Origin of the sequence: Streptomyces sp. NPDC058195 (assembly GCF_042883525.1) — a bacterium.
GTDB lineage: Bacteria > Actinomycetota > Actinomycetes > Streptomycetales > Streptomycetaceae > Streptomyces.
In genome coordinates, this window is sequence record NZ_JBHVVM010000005.1 from 214,676 (window position 1) to 232,346 (window position 17,671).

Genomic DNA, 17,671 nt, shown 5'->3' on the forward strand with positions numbered 1-17,671 from the left:
AGCGATCACGCTCTGACCAGCAGCGATGCACCCCGCCACCCGGCAGGGGAGGGGGGCCCGACCCCATCGTGAAAACCGGGAAGCGGGCGACCCAAAAGCCCTTGTCGCCCGTTTTTTTGCGCGACCGAATCTAAAGACGAACTCGCACCGATCTGACGGATCGCTGCAAGTTGAGCCGCTACCCATAGTGACGTAACGCAGAGTGACGGGGGTGCGGTGGTGATCGCTGACGACGTGCGGGCCGAACTCGACGAACTCGGCGTGCTGGCCACCGCCCCGGGCCTCGCCGCCGTTGCCCTCAAGCTCGCCGCCGCGCTCGACGCCATCGACGCCGGAGACGCCCCGACCTCACAGGCCGTCGTCGCCGACAAGCTCGCCGGGGTCCTCACGAAACTGCGCGCGCTCGCGCCACCCGCCGTGGAGGGAGACGCGCTCGATGACCTCGCCGCACGGCGGGCCGCCCGCCGCGGCGCCTGACGCCCCGCTCCTCGGCTCACAGCGGCCCCGGATCACGACCGTGCCGCCGACCCGGCTTTCGTCCTCCGGGCAAGAGGCCGTAGAGCTGGCCGCGCTCGCCGGGCTGGACCTGGACCCGTGGCAGCAACACGTACTCGACATGGGCCTGTCCGAGCGGGCAGACGGCAAGTGGGCCGCGTTCGAGGTCGCGGTGAACGTCCCGAGGCAGAACGGCAAGGGTGGCATCATCGAGGCCCGCCAGCTGGCCGGGCTGTTCCTCCTCGGCGAAAAGCTGATCCTGCACAGCGCCCACGAATTCAAGACCAGCATCGTCGCGTTCCGCCGGATTGAACAGCTGGTCATGGGGTGCCCTGACCTGCGGAAACGCGTCCTGCGAGTCAGGCGCACCACTGGCGAAGAAGCGATTGAGCTGGTCACCGGGCAGATCCTCCGTTTCCTGGCCCGGTCCGGCGGCTCCGGCCGCGGCTTCACCGGCGACTGCAACATTCTCGACGAAGCGATGATCCTCGGCGACGACGCCATGGGCGCGCTCATGCCCACGATGTCCGCCGTGCCGAACCCGCAGCTCTGGTACCTCGGGAGCGCGGGCATCGGGGCGCCGTCGATGCAGCTCGGCCGACTGCGGGCCCGCGCCATGGCCGCCGTGGAGTCCGGCGAACCTGACCCGAGCCTGGCCTACTTCGAGTGGTCGGCGGACCTTCACCGGGACGAGTGCGGCCCCGGCTGCACCGAGCACGCCAGCGCCGACGACCCGCAGGCGTGGGCCGTCGCGAACCCGGCGCTCGGCATCCGCATCAGCAGCGAGCACGTGCGTAACGAGCGGTTGTCGATGGGCAGCGGCGGGATTTTCGAGCGGGAACGGCTGGGCGTCGGGACGTACCCGAGCGACGGAACCGACACGTGGCAGGTCATCGCCGAGGACGCCTGGCGGGCCCTGGCGGACGGCGACAGCAGCATGTCGGACCCGGTCGTGTTCGCCATCGACGTCACCCCGGAGCGGACGCACGCCAGCATCTGCGCGGCCGGGTACAACGGCGAGTCCGTGCACGTGGAGGTCATCGACAACCGCCCCGGCACCGGATGGGTGGCGGAGCGTGCCCGGGAGCTGACGGAGAAGTGGAACCCGCGCTGCTGGGTTGTCGATGCGGGCAGCCCGGCCGGGTCGCTCCTGGACGACCTGAAACGGGCACTGCGGCCCGACGTGGACGAGTCCTGGGGCGACGCGGATGACGAACTGCTCCTGGCCCCGGTGGTGTCGCCGAGGGTCCGGGAGATCGCGCAGGCGACGGGCCAGCTCTACGACGCTGTGGCGTCCGGGCAGCTCGTGCACCTGGACCAAGCACCGCTGGCGACCGCGCTGGCGGGCGCACGGAAACGGGATCTTGGCGAGGCGTGGGCGTGGTCGCGCCGCACGGTCGGCGTCGACATCACGCCCCTGGTCGCCGTGACGCTCGCCCGCTGGGGACTCCACACCGAGATCGAAGAACCAGACGAGGAGGTGGAGCCGTGGATCGACTTCGGCTGACACGCGCCGCTCTCGCCCGCACGGGCGTCATCGCGGGCGGCGGACTGTTCACCACCGGGGTCGGACTCGCGGTCGACCTCTCGGCCGCGCTCATGGCGGCTGGCGTGCTGCTCGTGACGTACTGCCTGGTCCTGATGGACGTAGGCGACCCCGGTGATGGAGGTGGCCCGTGACGAACCTGTGGCAGGCCCGCCGCCGTACGGAGGAGCGCGCGCTCGGCACCATCGACGACTACGCGGCCGCGCTCCAGCAGACGTTGGGGTACGGCGGGTGGTCGGCGCTGGGGATCACGCAGACGCAGCCTGGACAGGCTGCTGAGCGGGCCCCGGGGGACCTACCCGGGTACGCGAACCTGTTCGCGACGAACCCCGTGGTGTGGGCGTGCATGGTCGCCCGCCAGATGGTGTTCTCCGCGCCGCGGTTCATCTGGCAGCGCCTCAACAACGGCACCCCGTCTGAGATGTTCGGATCACTGGACCTGCGGGTGCTGGAGCAGCCGTGGGCGGGCGGGACGACACAGGACCTGCTCTCGCGCGTCATCCAGGACGCCGACCTGACCGGCAACAGCTACTGGACGCGGGCCGGTGACGAGCTGGTGCGACTGCGGCCCGACTGGGTGTCCATCGTGCTGGAGCGGCGCGAGTACCGCGGCGGGAACCTGGGCTGGCGGAAGGTCGGGTTCGTCTACCAGGAGCCCGGCGAGGACCCGGTGCCGCTCCTTGCGGACGAGGTGGTGCACTTCGCGCCGGTCCCGGACCCGCTTGCCACGTACCGGGGCATGTCGTGGCTGACTCCGGTCATCCGGGAGACGCAGAACGATAACCTGATGGCCGCGCACAAGAAGAAGTTCATGGAGAACGCGGCCACGCCGAATATGGTCGTGCGCTTGGCCCGTGAGGTGTCGCCCGAGGCGTTCGCGAAGTTCAAGGCCCGGATGGAGAGTTCGCACCGGGGCGTGGAGAACGCGTACAAGACGCTCTACTTGGGCGGCGGCGCAGATGTGACGGTCGTCGGCTCCGACTTCAAGCAGCTGGATTTCAGCTCGGTGCAGGGTGCGGGCGAGACCCGGATCGCTGCGGCGGCCGGAGTGCCCCCGATCATCGTCGGGTTGTCCGAGGGCTTGAAGGCCGCCACCTACTCGAACTACGGGCAGGCCCGTAGGCGGTTTGCGGACGGCACGATTCACCCGCTGTGGCAGAACGCCGCCGGGTCCTTCGGCCACCTGGTCCGGCCGCCCGGCGGCGGCACGTCCGGGGCCGTGCGGCTCTGGTACGACGCCCGCGACGTGCCGTTCCTCCGCGAGGACGCCCGGGACGCCGCCGAGATCCAGGGCGTGCAGTCCCGCACGATCCGCACGCTGGTCGACGCCGGGTACACCCCGGAGTCCGTCATGGCCGCCGTGACCGCGTCGGACTGGTCCCTGCTGGTGCACACCGGTCTGTTCTCCGTCCAGCTCCAACGCCCCGGCGAGGCTGCCGGGCGCGCGCTCTCAGTTCCTACCGAGGAGGGTTCCTGATGCCCACCATGACCGCTGTGGCGCGGGACCTGGAGCGGTCCGCGCCCTTCACTCTGGCCCGAGCCGAGGACGACACCGGCGAGGACGACGGCCGCACCCTGTCCGGGTACGCCGCCACCTTCGGTGAGGCCACCGAGATCAACTCGTGGGAAGGAACGTTCACCGAGACAATCCGCCGGGGTGCGTTCCGCAAGACCATTCGCGAGAACGCCCCGGTCATGCAGTTCGACCACGGCCGTCACCCCCTGATCGGCAGCATCCCCATCGGCTCGATCACCACCTTGCGGGAGGACGAGCAGGGTCTGTTCATCGAGGGACGCATCACGGACAACTGGCTGATGCAGCCGATCCGCGACGCGATCGCCGAGCAGACCGTGAACGGCATGTCGTTCCGGTTCGAGGTCGTTCGCGAGGAGTGGCGCGACGCCGCCGGGAAGGTCGTCAAGCCGGAAGAGGTTGGCGAGCTGCTGTGGATGCCGGGCGACCGGGGCCCGCTCCAGCGGGAGTTGATCGAAGTTCGTATGCGCGAGTTGGGGCCGGTTGTCTTCCCGGCGTACGGCGGCACCAGCGTGTCCGTCCGGGCCCGGGACATGGCGGACGGTCTGACCCGCGACGGCGAGATGACCCGCCGCATCCGCGCGTCCCTTGCCCGCGATGCGGCCACCACCGCGCAGGTACCCGACGATCCGGAGCTGCGCCGCGAGGTCGCGGCCGCGCTCCTCTACCCCACCACCGACCAGGGCCCGGCCGCCGTGCGCAGCCTGGCCCCGTCCGCGCCGCTCGCCCCAGGGCACCCGGACGCCGACCGCACCACCGACGCGCCGCCCGCCGATGGGCACCCGTCACCCTCCCCGCGCACAGAACGCATGCGCCCGCAGCTCGCCGAAATCGGTGCGCTGATGGACGGCGTACTGGCGTCCATCGACACCACGAAGGAGACCAGCTGATGCCCAAGGCACTTCAGCTCTCGCACGGCCAGGCGGTCATCCGTCTGCGCGACATCCGCGCCCAGCTCGAAGACCTGGAGAAGCGCGACACCCTCACCGCCGAGGACGAGCAGCAGTTCGACGAGCTGACCAGAGAGTTCGCCGAGGTCGACGACCACCGCCGCCAGCTGGAGCGCCGCTCCGCGCTGGAGCGGGTCCGGTCGGCGACGCAGGCCACCGAGCGGCGCCCGGCCGCGCTCTCCGTCGAGCGGGGCACCCCGTCCAGCTCGGGCAGCGCCTACGACCTGGACCCGATCCTGAACCCCGACAGCGTGGAGGACCGCCGGTTCCGAAACCCTTGGGACCTCGGCGAGATGCGCTCCTTCGACCGCTCCCCCGAGCAGGTCGGCCAGGAGCTGCGGGCCCGCGCGCTCTGCGCCATCGAGAAGATGGCCGGGACGAACGACCGCATCCGCAGCGCTGCGACGGACATCATCGAGCGGTGGGACGACAAGCGCGGCAGCATCGCGCGGCAGGCCCTGGCGACGTCCTCGCCGGAGTACATGCGCGCCTGGTCCAAGCTGGCGTCCGGCCGCTCGCACATGGTCAGCCCGGACGAGCAGCGCGCGCTCGAACGGGCGATGACTCTCACGGACAACCAGGGCGGCTACCTGGTGCCGTTCCAGCTCGACCCGACCGTCATCATCACCAGCGACGGTTCGCGGAACCAGATCCGCCAGGTGGCCCGGCAGGTGGTCGCCACCGGCGATGTGTGGCATGGCGTCTCCGCCGGTGCCGTGCAGTGGCGGTGGGCCGCCGAGGGCACCGAGGCCGGAGACAACGCCTCCGAGTTCGGGCAGCCGTCGATCGCCGTACACAAGGCTGACGGGTTCGTGCCGATCAGCATCGAGGCGATGGACGACGCCGAGAACGTCACGACCGAGGTCGGCCGCCTCCTTGCGTTCGGTAAAGACTCGTTGGAGGCCGGGGCGTTCATCTCCGGCACGGGCACCGGGCAGCCGACCGGCATCGTGACCGCGCTGGCCGGTACCGCGGCCGAGATGGGCCCGGCGACGGCGGAGACGTTCAGCGCCGCGGACATCTACGCGATGGACGGGGCCCTGCCCGCCCGGCACCGTGCCGGAGCGTCGTGGCTGGCGAACCGCAGCATCTACAACCTGATCAGGCAGTTCGACACCCAGGGCGGTGCGGACCTGTGGGAGCGGATCGGCGCGGACGTGCCGCCGCAGCTGGTCGGCCGTCCGGCGCTGGAGGCCGAGGCCATGGCGTCCGGGTTCGACCCGGCCACCGCCGGTGACAACCGCATCGCGATCTACGGCGACTTCCAGAACTACGTCATCGCGGACCGCATCGGCATGTCGATCGAGTTCCTGCCGCACCTGGTCGGCGCGAACCGACGCCCGACCGGGCAGCGCGGCTGGTACGCCTGGTACCGAGTCGGCGCTGACTCGGTGCTCGACTCCGCGTTCCGGATGCTCAACGTCGCGACCAGCGTCTGACCTGATCACCACGGTGGCCTCACCCCTGCACCACTGGGGTGGGGCCACCGTCGTCCGGAGAGGAGAACCCCATGGCACTGCGGTGCATACGCTCGTTCTCGGCCTACGACGGTGGCGTGCCGCGCGTCGTACGGGCGGGACAGCTGCTCGATGACAACGACCCGATCGTGACCGGCCGCGAGTCCGCGTTCGAGTCCGTGGATGACCACCTGGCCGCACGGCGCCCGCAGGTCGAGCAGGCCACGGCCGAGCCCGGCGAACCGCGCAGCCTGTCCCTGGTCGACGACGGCACACCGAAGCGGCGCCCGCGCGGCAGCCGCTCCACGAAGTAGGCGGGCGCCGTGCCGTACGCGCTCGGCGCGACCGCGCGCCTGACCGGGGAGTGCCGCGACCCGGGCGGCACCCTCACCACCGCCGCCACCGCGACCGTGACGGTCACCCTGCCGGACGGCACCACCGCCACCCCGGCCGCCGTCGAATCGGAGCCCGGCCGCTACCAGGCCGACTACGTCACCACGGCGGCCGGTCGGCACACGGTCCGCTGGCAGTTCACCGGCCCGGCCGCCGCGTCGGTCGACGTGCTCGACGTCCAGGACGAAACCCCGGCCGCGATCCTGTCGCTGGCCGACGCCCGGCAACACCTCAACCTCACCAGCACCCGGGATGACGCCGAGGTGCAGTTCTGGAACGCGGCCACCACCCGGGCGGTGGAGTACTACGTCGGGCCGGTCGTCCCCCGGACGTTCGTCGAGCAACACGACGTTCGGGACGCTGCCGCCGTCGTGCTGCTGCGCACCCCCGTCATCGCCGTGACCGCGGTCGACTCGGTGGCGTCCGGGGCCTCGGCCTACCCGGTCGACGGACTGTCCGTCGACCCGGCCACCGGGGAGTTGTTCCGGCTCGACGGCGGGCGGATGGCCGGACGGCTGCGCATCACCTACCGGGCCGGGCGTACCGCCGTCACGGAGAACGTCTCCGCCGGGGCCCGGATCATCCTCGAACACCTCTGGCTCACGCAGCGCGGCGCCCGCGGGGGCCTGGCCGGTGGTGGCCAGGACTACAGCGTCACCGAGCCCATACCGGGGCTCGGCTACGCCGTCCCGAACCGGGCCCTGCATCTGTTGGAGCCGGACCGACTGCCGCCAGGAGTGGCGTAGATGGGATCACGAGTACCCGAGGTCATTGACCGCCTGGTGCAGCTCGGCATGGCAGATCCGGGCCTGGCAGAGGTGCGGGTGTCGGACGGGCCCGAGGTCACCAACGACAACATCCGAGACTGGCTGATCGTCGGGTTCGACGGCGACCCCCAGGGCGATTTCCAGGCGGCGCAGTCCGTGGGCGGCTGGTCCGACCTCGGCACCGGCCGCGAGGAGGAATGGCAGGTCACCGTCGCAGCGATCGCGCAGCGCGGCGACACCGACATACCGGCCGCCCGGCGGCGGGCGTACAAGATCGCCGCCCGGGTCGAGGAGTGGCTGCGCGCCGATCCGACCGTGGGTCTGCGGTCGGTGGAGGCCGCGATCGTGGCGACGCAGCTGGTACAGGACCAGTCGGACCGGGGCGCGACGGCGGTACTGCTGCTGACAGTGGCCGGCCGGGGATTCACGTAGAGAACGGAGCAGGTCATGGTGCGGATGCGGCACGCCGGAGTGGAGCAGGAGATCGAGGTGGCGGAGATCTCCGTGCCTCAGTACGAGCGATCGGGGTGGCAGGTCGTGGATGGCCAGCCCGGCAGAACTATCGCCGCGGCGCAGGGCCGTCGGCGTAGCAGCGAGGAGAAGAACTGATATGGCGACTCCCATCAACGCGTCGGTGCGGTACTACCGCCGTGGCGTGACGCGGGTTCTGTGGGTGCCGACGATCGCGAGCAAGGCGGCCCCGACCAGGGGTGAGCTGGACGCGGGTACGGCGCTGGAGGGCGAGACCGGCGCCATGGCGGGCTGGCAGACCACCAGCGAGACCGTTGCAACTCCGGCGCTCGGTTCCCGGTTCACGCCGGTGGTGGGCGGCGCGATCACCGCCGCCGACAGTTCGCTGACGTTCTGGGCCTCGCGCGACGGCGACGACGTGCGGTCGCTCCTGGTCCGGGAGTCGACCGGGTTCATCGTGTGGATGGACGAGGGTGACGTGCCCACACAGACGATGGACGTGTACCCCGTGACGATCACCTCGCAGGCGAAGGTGCGTGAGCTGGACTCGGCCGCGCAGATCATGGTGCAGGTCGCCATCACTGCGGAGCCCGCGGAGAACGTCACGATCCCGGCGGCAGGCGGCTGATCTGATGGCGGGCTCGGTACAGATTCTGGGCACGGGGCAGCTGGTGACACTGTCCCGGCGGCTGCGCGCGGCCGGTGGCCCGAGGCTGCGGCAGAACCTGGCCCGCCGGACCCGGCGGGCGGCCGAGCCCCTGCACCGGGACCTGCAACAGGCCATCCGAACCGTGCAGCTCCCGGGCTCGGGGCGCAGTGGCCGGGGCGGCCCGTCGCCGACGACCCGGCCGCTCCGGGCGACGCTCGCCCGGGGTATCCGTATCAGTGTCCGGCAGGGTGCGCAGCCCGGGGCCCGGGTGTGGATGGACCGGGCCCGGCTGCCCCCGGACCTGCGGAACATGCCCTGGGTCATCGAGAACGGCCGGGTGCGTCACCCGGTGTTCGGGCACCGGCGCCGGTGGGCGACGCAGTGGGCGCGGCCGTCCGGTTGGTGGTCGCGCACCGTGCAGGCAGGTACCCCGCGGATGCGGGCCGAGATCGAGCGGGTTCTGCGCGACGTGCGCAGAGACCTGGAGTAGAGGAGAACACCACCGTGATCATCACGTACACGCAGGACGACGGCACCGCGGAGCGGGTGACGACCGACGACCTGTCGGCGATCGAAGCCGCCGCGATCGAGGAAGCCATGGGCGATGTGCCGTGGCGGGCGATTGAGGACCGGCTGCGCGGGCAGGACCCCACCGCGATGCGCGCCGTCCTGTGGGCGTACCGCCGCCGCACCGAGAAGACCCTGGCGTTCGCGTCGTTCGATGTCCCCGGGTGGCGGCGTCGGCTGACGGCGCGCATCGAGCGGACCGAGATCGACGAAGTCCTGTCGAACATCCTCGCCGAGGCCCTGGCAAAGAACGAAGATTCCGCGATCGACTCGATGCTTCCGCACCTGCGGAAGCTGGCCGCGGACCCGGCCGACGTCGAGCGGGCGCTCGACGCCGTGGGAAAAGGCCACCTGGTACCCGACCGGACAGTCTCCGAGGACTGATCACCGAGTACCGGTGGCTCCTCGCGCACTACCTGCACATCCGCCCGTGGGAGATCCACCGTCTGTCGCCGGATGAGCTGGCGTCGGCGGTGGCCTGGATCGACCAGCACCTACGGGCCGCCCAGTAGCACCAGCAGACCATAGGGGGTGACCGTGGCGCAGCGTCTCACCTTCACACTGGCCGGTCGTGATGAGCTGTCCCGTGTCCTGAACGGCACCGCCGACAGCGCGGACCGGCTGCGGCTGCGGCTGTCCGGGGTGACGGCTGACGCGGACGGGCAGTTGCGGGACCTGCGCGGCCGGTTCCTCGCCGCCGACGAAGCGGCTCGCCGTCTGCGGGACTCATCGTCCGCGACGCGGGATTCCCTCGCGAACCTGCGCGACGAGAGCCACCGGCTCGGGGAGTCGCTGCGTGCGTCCCTGATCAGCCTGGCCCCGGCAGCGATCCCGGCCGTGGCAGGACTCGCCAGCTCGGCGACCGTGCTCGCCGGGCAGCTTGGTGCGGTGACGGTCGCAGCGGGCGCGTACGCGCTCGCGCTCGGCCCGCAGATCGGCGCCATCGCCGCCGCCGCCGAGGCACAGACGGCGTACCAGGACGCGGTGGAGGAGTCGGGCGCAGCGTCGCAGGAGGCCGCCGCCGCGCAGGTCGCGTACCAGCGGAAACTAGCGTCCCTGCCGCCCGCGACCCGGCAGGCCGCCGTTGCGTTCGGGCTGCTGCGCGACGGGTACCAGGAGTGGTCCGACTCCGTGTCGGACGACGTCATGGCCCCGGTGACCAAGAGCCTGGCCATCGCGAACGCGCTGCTGCCCCGGACCACCGGTCTCGCCAAGGGAGCGGGCAGCCAGTTCGACCGGCTCGTGACGCTGCTCGGCGGCGCCATTTCGACGCCCGGATTCGACGCCCTGAACGCCCGCTTCACCGAGTTCACCGAGCGGACCATGCGCCACGGCGTCGACTCCCTGACGGTGTTCCTGGCGCGGGCGCAGGCTGGAGAGCTGGACAACAGCCGGTTGAACAGCTGGATGGACTACGCCCGCCAGCAGGGCCCCGCCGTCTGGGACACGCTGGAGCAGATCGGCGATGCTCTCCTCAACGTACTGGAGGCCGGGGCAGACGTCGGTGTCGGCATGCTCGACGTCGTCAACGCGTTGGCGAGCGTGGCCTCCGCCGTACCGCCCGACGCGATCGCGACGCTGCTACAGGTGGCCATCGCGATCAAGGCCGTGCGCCTGGCCGCCGTGGGCACGGGTGCCGCGCGGGCGGCGCTGCTCGCGCTCGGGACGCAGGTGGTGGCGCTGCGGGCGGCGGCGGCCGGTGCGCCCGGTGTGCTGAGCGGGATGACGGCCGCGATCGGCGGACTGTCCCGCGGCGCCAAGCTGGCGATGGCTGGTACGGGGCTCGGGCTGCTGCTGGTCGGTCTCGACGCGATCAGCTCGAAGAGCCAGACCAGCGCCCCGGACGTCGACAAGCTGAACATCTCGCTCGCGACGCTGGCCCGTACCGGTGCCGTGTCCGGCGAGGCGTTGCAGGCGTGGGGCCGGGACCTGTCGGGGCTGGCGGACGCGATGCAGCTGGCCATCGACCCGGAAGGCTGGGACCAGGTCCAGCAGAGTCTTACGTCGCTGATCGGCATGGACTCCACGCCGGTGAAGAACGCCAAAAGCGACGTTCAGGCCCTGGACCAGTCGTTGGCCGACATGGTTTCGCGGGGCCAAGCCGACCTTGCCGCCGCCGCCCTGGACCGCATCGTGGCGAGTCTGGAGAAGCAGGGACTGTCCAGCGCGGAGATCCGCGGGCAGATGGACAAGTACGCGACCGCGCTCAAGGGGCAGGCGCTCGAACAGCAGCTGGCCGCCGAGAGCATGGGCCTGTTCGGGCAGCAGTCGCAGGAGGTGCAGGCCAAGCTCGACGCGCAGAAGCGATCCGCTGATGGGCTGCGCGAGAGCATCAAGGCCCTGAACGACGTACACCGCAGCGGCCTCTCCGGGATGATCGGGTTCGAAGCAGCGATCGATGCCGCAACGAAGGCCGCGCAGGAGAACGCGGGCGCGTTGAGCATGTCCGGCGGGCAGCTCGACCTCGGCACGGAGAAGGCCCGCACCGCGGCGAGTGCACTCTCCGACCTTGCGGCCAAAACGGACGAAGCTGCGGCATCCGCCCGGGACTCGGGTGCGTCCTGGTCCGAGGTGTCCGGGATCTACGAGCGCGGGCGGCAGCAGCTCATCGCCAACGCGCAGCAGATGGGACTCACGCGGGCGCAAGCCCGTGCCCTGGCTGATCAGATTCTCCAGACCCCGGACAAGACCGCGTTCCTGCGCGGTGACATCGACGACCTGAAAGCCAAGTTGGCCGACGCTCGGGACCGGCTGGCGTCGGCCCCGTCGTCGAAGACTGCCCGGATCAAGGGCGAGATCGCCGACCTGAAACGGAAGATCGCCGAAGCCGAAGGACGATTGGCGTCCTTCGACGGGAAGAGCGCGACGGCGTACATCACGGTCCAGAGCCGGTACACCAACCCGACCCCGGGCCCGTACGCGGGCAAGTACGTGTTCCGGGCCGGGGGCGGGCAGGTGAACGGTCCTGGCACATCGACGTCCGACTCCATCCCCGCGATGCTCTCCAACGGCGAGTACGTCGTGCGGGCGTCGGCGGTTGACCGGTACGGTCTGCCCCTGCTCGACGCGATCAACGCGCAGCGCCTGGCGTCCGGCGGCCCGGTCGGACGGTTCGCGTCCGGCGGGTTCGCCTACCAGCCGAGCACTGCGCAGATCGGCACGTCCACGGTGAGCAGCTGGTACGACCAGGACATGCAGCGCCTGCGGGACGCGTGGGCGCAGCTGAACGATGCGCTGCGCGCTCAGGCGAAGCAATCGACGGCGGCGACCCGGCGGGCGGTGGCCGATGCACGGGCGGTGGTGAACGCCGCAGACCGGGCCCTTGGGCTCAAGTCCGGCACGCGGGCGCCGTCCGGGTTCAGCCTCACCGGGTACGGCAAAAACCTGGACGACGCGGTGAAGAAGAGCGCTGCGTGGGAGCGCAACCTACAGAAGATCGGCGGCAAGGCCGGGGCCGACGTGGAGGAGACGCTGCGCGGCATGGGCGAGTCGGGCATGGCGCTTGTCGCGGCTCTCGCGAAGGCGAGCACGAAGCAGTTCAACAGCATCGTTGCGAACCTGCGGAAGCTGGGTCCAACGGCGGCGGCCACGCTCGCCGACTACACCCGGCAGCTGACCACCACGACCAGCACCAGCAAGAAGTTCCAGGACGACTTGGTCAAGCTGGCAAGCAGCGGGTACGGGGACCTGGCGACGCAGCTCGCGGCGCAGGGCGACGCCGAAGCGATGGCGGTTGCTGCCGCCGCGGTGAAATCGGGTTCGGGTGCGAAGAAGGCGAACGCCGCGCTCAAGGCGAATGCCGGGCTGTTGTCGACCGAGGAACTGACCGCGGCGGCGCAGCTGATGGGCGCTCTGTCCGGGAAGAAGAACGCCACGGTCGAGGACGTGGTGGCGGCCGGGGTGTCCTGGCCGATGCTCGCGCACCTGGCGCCGATGTACGCCAAGCAGATCAAGGCCCTGCCCGGCTCTGGCGCATTCGTGGCGGGGATGAAGGAACGCGGTATCGCGCTGGCCAGCGGCGGACTGGTCCAGGGCCCGGGTACATCGACGTCCGACTCCGTGCCGGTGTGGGGCTCGACCGGCGAGTACATGGTGAAGGCCGCCGCCGTCGCCCGGTACGGCGTGGCGTTCATGGACAACCTGAACGCCGGGAAGCTGCCGGTGGGTCGGGCCGCCCGGCCCGGCCTGCCCGCAGCGCAAGGAGCCGCCGCGGCGCCCGCCGCCGACCGGCCGCCGGTCACCTACAACATCTACCCCCGCAGCAGCGTGATCGACGTGCAGGACCTGCGGCTGATCCAGCGGCAGGAAGAAGCGCGCGAGCGGATAGGGAGGCCGAGGTAAATGCCCCTGATCGCGGCACGGGCCGACGTCCCCGAGGAGCCCGGCGGGCCGCCGGTGGAGATCCCCGAGGTCGGGTTCGCGACGGTCACCTACGTGGACCCGACCGGGACCAGGTGGCCGATGACCGACCTGACGGCGGACTGGTACACCCTCGCGGACGGGGTGTCCGGGATGGGTGCGGTTCCGTACGAGCTGACGTCGGACCCGCATCCTCGGGGCGGGGCTCGGCTGCGCCACGTGCAGCCGCAGCCCCGCACGATCGTGTGGCCCGTACTCGTCAAGGGGAGCGACCACGGGCAGTTCACGGCGACTTGGCGGCGGCTGGCACGGGCGTTCACGCGGACGCTGCGGGAGGGCCCCGGGGTGCTGGAGGTGACCCGGCCGAGCGGGTCGACGCGGCGCATCGCCGTGCACTACTCGGACGGATGGGACGGACGCGGCCAGCACGCCACCGGCATCACCTGGGACAGCGCGGTGCTCACCCTGTGGTGCGAGGACCCGTACTGGGTCGATGCCGCCGCCGTGACCGTGCACCGCGAGACCGGCGCCCAGGTGGATTTCCTGGTGCCGTACCCGTCCCTGTCGTCCGGGCAGGTGCTCGGCGCGACCACGGTCACCAACCCCGGCGACACCGACGTGTGGCCGGAGTGGACCATCACTGGGCCCGCGTCGGCCATCACGTTCACCCAGGAGACCACCGGCGAGTCCTTCACTCTGACCATGGCCGACACCGTTCACGGCCCGCTCCTCGCAGGCGAGACCGTGACGGTCTCGACCGACCCGTTGCGCGTCCGCTCCGGCACCGGGGAGAACCTGATCAGCGGGCTGAACTGGCCGACCGCCACCCTGTGGGGCATCCCACCAGGACAGACCCCGGTCGTGTTCCAGCTCGACGGCGCCGAGACAGGGTCGGCCGTCGACCTGATCTTTCAGCCGAGGTACGAGACCGCATGACGATTCATTTTCTGGTGACCGATCGCAACCTGCGCGTCGTCGGCGATCCGCTCGACGGGTGGACGCGGCTCACGTGCGATCTGAACCACAACGCCCCCGCGTCCGGGTCGGTGTCCCTCCCGGCCCGGCCCGAGTACATGCAGCTGCTCCAGCCCGGCCACCGGCTCGTAGTGATCCGGGACGGGCAGGTGTGGTGCGCGGGCCCGATGGAGCAACCGCAGGACTACACCTGGGACCTGGCGCAGAACGCCGGGGGCAGCGTCACGGTGACGTTCTCCGACGACCTCGCGCGGGTCGCCGGATACCTCACCTACCCCGAACCCGGGAAGGCGTTCACGGCGCAGGACACCGTCACCGACCGGGCCCGGACGTTCACCAACCAGAACGCCGAAGCCGTCATCCGCGCGCTGGTGAACGAGAACTGCGGGCCCGGCGCGGTGGCGGCCCGCCGCATCGAGCGCCTGATGCTCGACGACGTGGCGGGCGTCGGTGGTGCCCGATCGCTGCGCACACGGTTCGAGCCCCTGCTCGACGCATGCCGCACCGCCGCGGCGATCGACGGGCTCGGGTTCCGGACCCGGCAGGTTGGCACCGAGATTCGGTTCGGGGTGTACCGGCCGGTTGACCGCACCAGGACGGCCCGTTTCTCTGCCGGGCTCGGCAACCTGCGCAGTGTCTCGTTCACCATGGGGGCGCCGCTCGCCACGTCTGAACTGGTGCAGGGCGGTGGCGACCCCAGCTCGGCGGCGACCCCGCCGAACGTCCGCGTCTACGTCGAGGTGGCCAGCGGGGCGGCGGCGGACTGGTACCGGGTCGAGCGCCTGGTGGACCGGACCGGCGTGCTCGACGACACCGGCGGTGAGCTGACGCAGGCCGGGACGCTCGCGCTCGGCGACGACAACCCCCAAGCCAGCTTGGCCACGGTGACGGTCGATACCGACGACCTGCGGGCCGGTCGTGACTACGAGCTCGGCGACCGCGTCACCGTCGTGCTTCCGACCGGGCTGGAGGTCGCCGACATCGTGCAGACGATCCGGCTGGAGGCCACGCCCGAGACCGGCGAACTGGTCACGTCCGTGATCGGCAACAACGACCGCACCACCACGTCCGCCACGGTGCGGACCGTACGCGATCTGGCCCGCCGCCTGGGCCGACTGGAAACGAGGTAGCACAGATGGCACAGGACTCCTGGCCGTCACCGGCCCACAACGCGCGGGCGGTGACCGATGCCGAGTACGAGCAACTGGCCGCGCATTTCTCCGGCGACGGGGTATACGGCTCTCCGGCCGCCCCAGCGGTAGCGACCGCAGGTGTCGGGCTCACCGTCACCATCCGGGCCGGGGTGACCGCGTCGGTCCGCGGGCACGCCTGGACATCCGGCACAACCGGCGACACCCTCAACATCGCCCCGAACACCGGGACAGTGGCGCGCACCGACCGGGTGGTACTCCGCCTGGACCGCACGACGTGGACGGTGCGCGCGGTCGTCAAACAGGGCACTCCCGCGACTCCGCCGCTCACCCAGAACCCGGGCGACACCGGTGTGTGGGAGATTCTGCTCGCCGGGGTCACCGTTCCGGCCGGGGCCACGTCCGTGTCCGTGATCCGCTCCGAACTGTACGTGGGGGCCCGAGTCCGCCCCGGCCTGTCCTCCCACCTCAACCCCATACCGGCAGTCGGAGAGATGGCCTACGAGACGGACTCCGGCCGGGTACGGCTGTGGGACGGCTCGGCGTGGCGTGCCATCTACGACCCGGCTGCCCCGGTATCCGTCGACTCCGCGGTCACGGCCTGGACCGCAGGCACGCAGGCAGTGATCGAGGCGCAGTCGGGGAGCGTGCATTTCCGGCTGGGGTCCTGCACCCGGGCAGCCGGGAACCTGGGCGCGCAGACGGAGAGCCGTCTACCGATGCTCGTTCCGGCCGCGTACCGGCACCCCACCCGCGACCAGTACGGCATCGTCTGGATCACCGGCTCGCAGATCGGAAGGGTCACCATTTTTTCGAAAGCATCGGACCGGCCGGGGCAGGTGTGGCTCACGCAGCACCCCGGCGTCAACACCAACCAGAACGTACTCGGGTCCATTGTGAGTTGGGTGGTGAACTGACATGGCACGCTTCGAGTTCGGGCGCGGCGTCTCAGACTTCATCGTGGCCCCGGCAGACGGCATCTGGATGGTGACCCCGAACCGGCTGGTGACGTTCTGGGATTCCCCGGTCGACGGCACCCAGTACACAGACCTGCTCGACCTCGGCGGCACCCCGGTCACCTCGGTGACATCCGACGACCGCGGCCAGCTCCCGGGCTTCTCTGGCCCGGATGGGGTGTTCGGGATGTGGGCGGACGCCGGGGCCGATGACGGGCGCCGTGCCTGGCTGTACGCGCACAGCGGCGGCAAGGGCGAACCGGGCAACCCCGGGGCACACTGGCTCTTCGGCGCGTCCTCACCCGATGAGGCCACCGGGATCACCCCGGTACGGGGCGACATCTACCTGAACACCAGCACCGGTGACCTGTACTCATACGGCACCACCATGTGGTCGTTGAAGGCGAACATCCGCGGCCCGGCCGGAACGGGCGGCTGGCCCACGGTCGGCACCCTGAACGGCGTCTGGACCATCATCCGGGGCGGAGGTACGAACCCCCCGCTCACCGTCTACGGGGCGCCAACGGGCGGCCAGCGGTTCTCTGTGCTGCCGAGCGGCAGCATCTACAGCGACGCCACGGCGAACACCCTCTACAACCTCGGCATCGGCCCCACGTCGGCGCCATTTGGTGGCGGCACGTACGTGCTCGGCATGCAGAACGCGTCCGTTGTCCCGACGACCACCCCGGCCGCCGGAGTGGTCGCCTACGCGCAAGCCGGCCGACTCCGCGTCCTCCAGGGCGACGGCCGAACCGTCACCGTAGGCAGCTCCCCGCAGAACACCTGGACCCCGCAGAGCCTCGGGTTCGCCGCGTGGACGTGCGACCCGGCCACGGTCGCCAACCCGAGCACGAAGTACCTGGCGCCGCAGCGGCTGTACGTGTGCGGGATCAACATCACCGAGCCGACCAACGTCAACTCGGTGGTGATGTTCGCCCGTGGGTACGGCGGTGTCCCGTCCGCTCGGTTCGCCGCTGGGATCTACCGCGAAGACGGAACGAACGTCACCGCAACCGGAGCCCCCGTCGCGCTGGCCGCCGCCGGGCAAACGGCGGGCAGCCCGCCGCAGATGATCAGCAGCCACATCGGCGCGACCGCGATCGCGATGCCGTCGACCGTGACCCTGCCGCCCGGCCGGTACTGGATCACCTGGGTACTCACCACCGGGGCCGCGACCGACTACGCGTTCTACCACGTGCAGAACGAAGCACCCGTAGCCGCGGCGAACTTTTTCCTGGGGGCGCCGTTCGCGCGGGCCTGGTACCTCCCAGCTCAGACCACCACCCCGCCGTCGCTCGACCAGTCGGCGGCCGGAGTGCTCACGGACCACGACGTGCCGGTCATGGCCCTCGCCCTGGTCTAGGCCTCAAGCTTCCTCGCCGCACGGGCGAGGTGATCGAA

The 17,671-nt window shown here is 70.9% G+C and carries 18 protein-coding genes; all 18 read left to right on the plus strand.

The window, feature by feature from the left end:
- The first annotated feature begins 219 nt into the window (after positions 1-219).
- Positions 220-477, plus strand: coding sequence for a hypothetical protein (locus ACFVWY_RS08825; protein ID WP_389868721.1), 258 nt, complete (start codon positions 220-222; stop codon positions 475-477).
- On the plus strand, positions 437-2,002 hold the full coding sequence (locus tag ACFVWY_RS08830) for a terminase (RefSeq protein WP_389868723.1): 1,566 nt from the start codon (positions 437-439) through the stop codon (positions 2,000-2,002). The genes ACFVWY_RS08825 and ACFVWY_RS08830 overlap by 41 nt, the downstream gene beginning before the upstream one ends.
- The gene (locus ACFVWY_RS08835; RefSeq protein WP_389868725.1) at positions 1,984-2,175 is read left to right on the plus strand and encodes a hypothetical protein; all 192 of its coding nucleotides are present in this window, start codon (positions 1,984-1,986) and stop codon (positions 2,173-2,175) included. Before ACFVWY_RS08830 ends, ACFVWY_RS08835 begins: the two co-directional genes overlap by 19 nt.
- Entirely contained in the window at positions 2,172-3,518 is a 1,347-nt protein-coding gene (locus tag ACFVWY_RS08840; RefSeq protein ID WP_389868728.1) for a phage portal protein, read from the plus strand. The genes ACFVWY_RS08835 and ACFVWY_RS08840 overlap by 4 nt, the downstream gene beginning before the upstream one ends.
- Complete coding sequence (locus ACFVWY_RS08845; protein ID WP_389868730.1) at positions 3,518-4,465, plus strand: HK97 family phage prohead protease; 948 nt, start codon at positions 3,518-3,520, stop codon at positions 4,463-4,465. Before ACFVWY_RS08840 ends, ACFVWY_RS08845 begins: the two co-directional genes overlap by 1 nt.
- On the plus strand, positions 4,465-5,964 hold the full coding sequence (locus ACFVWY_RS08850) for a phage major capsid protein (RefSeq protein WP_389868732.1): 1,500 nt from the start codon (positions 4,465-4,467) through the stop codon (positions 5,962-5,964). The genes ACFVWY_RS08845 and ACFVWY_RS08850 overlap by 1 nt, the downstream gene beginning before the upstream one ends.
- Positions 5,965-6,035: 71 nt before the next feature.
- Positions 6,036-6,296 carry a hypothetical protein gene (locus tag ACFVWY_RS08855; protein ID WP_389868735.1) on the plus strand — a complete coding sequence of 87 codons (261 nt, stop codon included), beginning with the start codon at positions 6,036-6,038 and terminating at the stop codon, positions 6,294-6,296.
- A 9-nt stretch (positions 6,297-6,305) separates the two neighbouring features.
- Positions 6,306-7,121 (plus strand): hypothetical protein, encoded by an 816-nt coding sequence (locus ACFVWY_RS08860; RefSeq protein WP_389868737.1) that lies wholly within the window; start codon positions 6,306-6,308, stop codon positions 7,119-7,121.
- On the plus strand, positions 7,122-7,574 hold the full coding sequence (locus ACFVWY_RS08865; RefSeq protein ID WP_389868738.1) for a hypothetical protein: 453 nt from the start codon (positions 7,122-7,124) through the stop codon (positions 7,572-7,574).
- A gap of 15 nt (positions 7,575-7,589) precedes the next feature.
- The gene (locus tag ACFVWY_RS08870) at positions 7,590-7,751 is read left to right on the plus strand and encodes a hypothetical protein (protein ID WP_389868741.1); all 162 of its coding nucleotides are present in this window, start codon (positions 7,590-7,592) and stop codon (positions 7,749-7,751) included.
- A 1-nt stretch (position 7,752) separates the two neighbouring features.
- Complete coding sequence (locus tag ACFVWY_RS08875; RefSeq protein WP_389868744.1) at positions 7,753-8,241, plus strand: hypothetical protein; 489 nt, start codon at positions 7,753-7,755, stop codon at positions 8,239-8,241.
- Positions 8,242-8,245: 4 nt separating this feature from the next.
- Positions 8,246-8,752 (plus strand): hypothetical protein, encoded by a 507-nt coding sequence (locus tag ACFVWY_RS08880; RefSeq protein WP_389868746.1) that lies wholly within the window; start codon positions 8,246-8,248, stop codon positions 8,750-8,752.
- Positions 8,753-8,766: 14 nt separating this feature from the next.
- Positions 8,767-9,213, plus strand: a complete 447-nt coding sequence (locus ACFVWY_RS08885; RefSeq protein WP_389868748.1) for a hypothetical protein — start codon at positions 8,767-8,769, stop codon at positions 9,211-9,213.
- Between the two features lie 153 nt (positions 9,214-9,366).
- Complete coding sequence (locus ACFVWY_RS08890) at positions 9,367-13,170, plus strand: hypothetical protein (RefSeq protein ID WP_389868750.1); 3,804 nt, start codon at positions 9,367-9,369, stop codon at positions 13,168-13,170.
- A complete protein-coding gene (locus tag ACFVWY_RS08895) occupies positions 13,171-14,124 on the plus strand; it encodes a phage tail protein (RefSeq protein WP_389868752.1) in 954 nt (317 codons plus the stop codon).
- The gene (locus ACFVWY_RS08900) at positions 14,121-15,293 is read left to right on the plus strand and encodes a siphovirus ReqiPepy6 Gp37-like family protein (RefSeq protein ID WP_389868754.1); all 1,173 of its coding nucleotides are present in this window, start codon (positions 14,121-14,123) and stop codon (positions 15,291-15,293) included. The genes ACFVWY_RS08895 and ACFVWY_RS08900 overlap by 4 nt, the downstream gene beginning before the upstream one ends.
- Positions 15,294-15,298: 5 nt before the next feature.
- Positions 15,299-16,231, plus strand: a complete 933-nt coding sequence (locus tag ACFVWY_RS08905) for a hypothetical protein (RefSeq protein WP_389868757.1) — start codon at positions 15,299-15,301, stop codon at positions 16,229-16,231.
- Position 16,232: 1 nt separating this feature from the next.
- Positions 16,233-17,633: a hypothetical protein gene (locus ACFVWY_RS08910; protein WP_389868760.1), complete on the plus strand. Its 1,401-nt coding sequence runs from the start codon at positions 16,233-16,235 to the stop codon at positions 17,631-17,633.
- The last annotated feature ends 38 nt before the right edge of the window (positions 17,634-17,671 follow it).

What these genes read in the sequence shown, in the direction of transcription:
- ACFVWY_RS08895 (WP_389868752.1), top strand. Translation starts at nt 13,171, where the DNA reads ATGCCCCTGATCGCGGCACGGGCCGACGTCCCCGAGGAGCCCGGCGGG.
- ACFVWY_RS08880 (WP_389868746.1), top strand. Translation starts at nt 8,246, where the DNA reads ATGGCGGGCTCGGTACAGATTCTGGGCACGGGGCAGCTGGTGACACTG.
- ACFVWY_RS08875 (WP_389868744.1), top strand. Translation starts at nt 7,753, where the DNA reads ATGGCGACTCCCATCAACGCGTCGGTGCGGTACTACCGCCGTGGCGTG.
- ACFVWY_RS08845 (WP_389868730.1), top strand. Translation starts at nt 3,518, where the DNA reads ATGCCCACCATGACCGCTGTGGCGCGGGACCTGGAGCGGTCCGCGCCC.
- ACFVWY_RS08830 (WP_389868723.1), top strand. Translation starts at nt 437, where the DNA reads ATGACCTCGCCGCACGGCGGGCCGCCCGCCGCGGCGCCTGACGCCCCG.
- ACFVWY_RS08905 (WP_389868757.1), top strand. Translation starts at nt 15,299, where the DNA reads ATGGCACAGGACTCCTGGCCGTCACCGGCCCACAACGCGCGGGCGGTG.
- ACFVWY_RS08900 (WP_389868754.1), top strand. Translation starts at nt 14,121, where the DNA reads ATGACGATTCATTTTCTGGTGACCGATCGCAACCTGCGCGTCGTCGGC.
- ACFVWY_RS08855 (WP_389868735.1), top strand. Translation starts at nt 6,036, where the DNA reads ATGGCACTGCGGTGCATACGCTCGTTCTCGGCCTACGACGGTGGCGTG.
- ACFVWY_RS08910 (WP_389868760.1), top strand. Translation starts at nt 16,233, where the DNA reads ATGGCACGCTTCGAGTTCGGGCGCGGCGTCTCAGACTTCATCGTGGCC.
- ACFVWY_RS08850 (WP_389868732.1), top strand. Translation starts at nt 4,465, where the DNA reads ATGCCCAAGGCACTTCAGCTCTCGCACGGCCAGGCGGTCATCCGTCTG.
- ACFVWY_RS08865 (WP_389868738.1), top strand. Translation starts at nt 7,122, where the DNA reads ATGGGATCACGAGTACCCGAGGTCATTGACCGCCTGGTGCAGCTCGGC.
- ACFVWY_RS08870 (WP_389868741.1), top strand. Translation starts at nt 7,590, where the DNA reads ATGGTGCGGATGCGGCACGCCGGAGTGGAGCAGGAGATCGAGGTGGCG.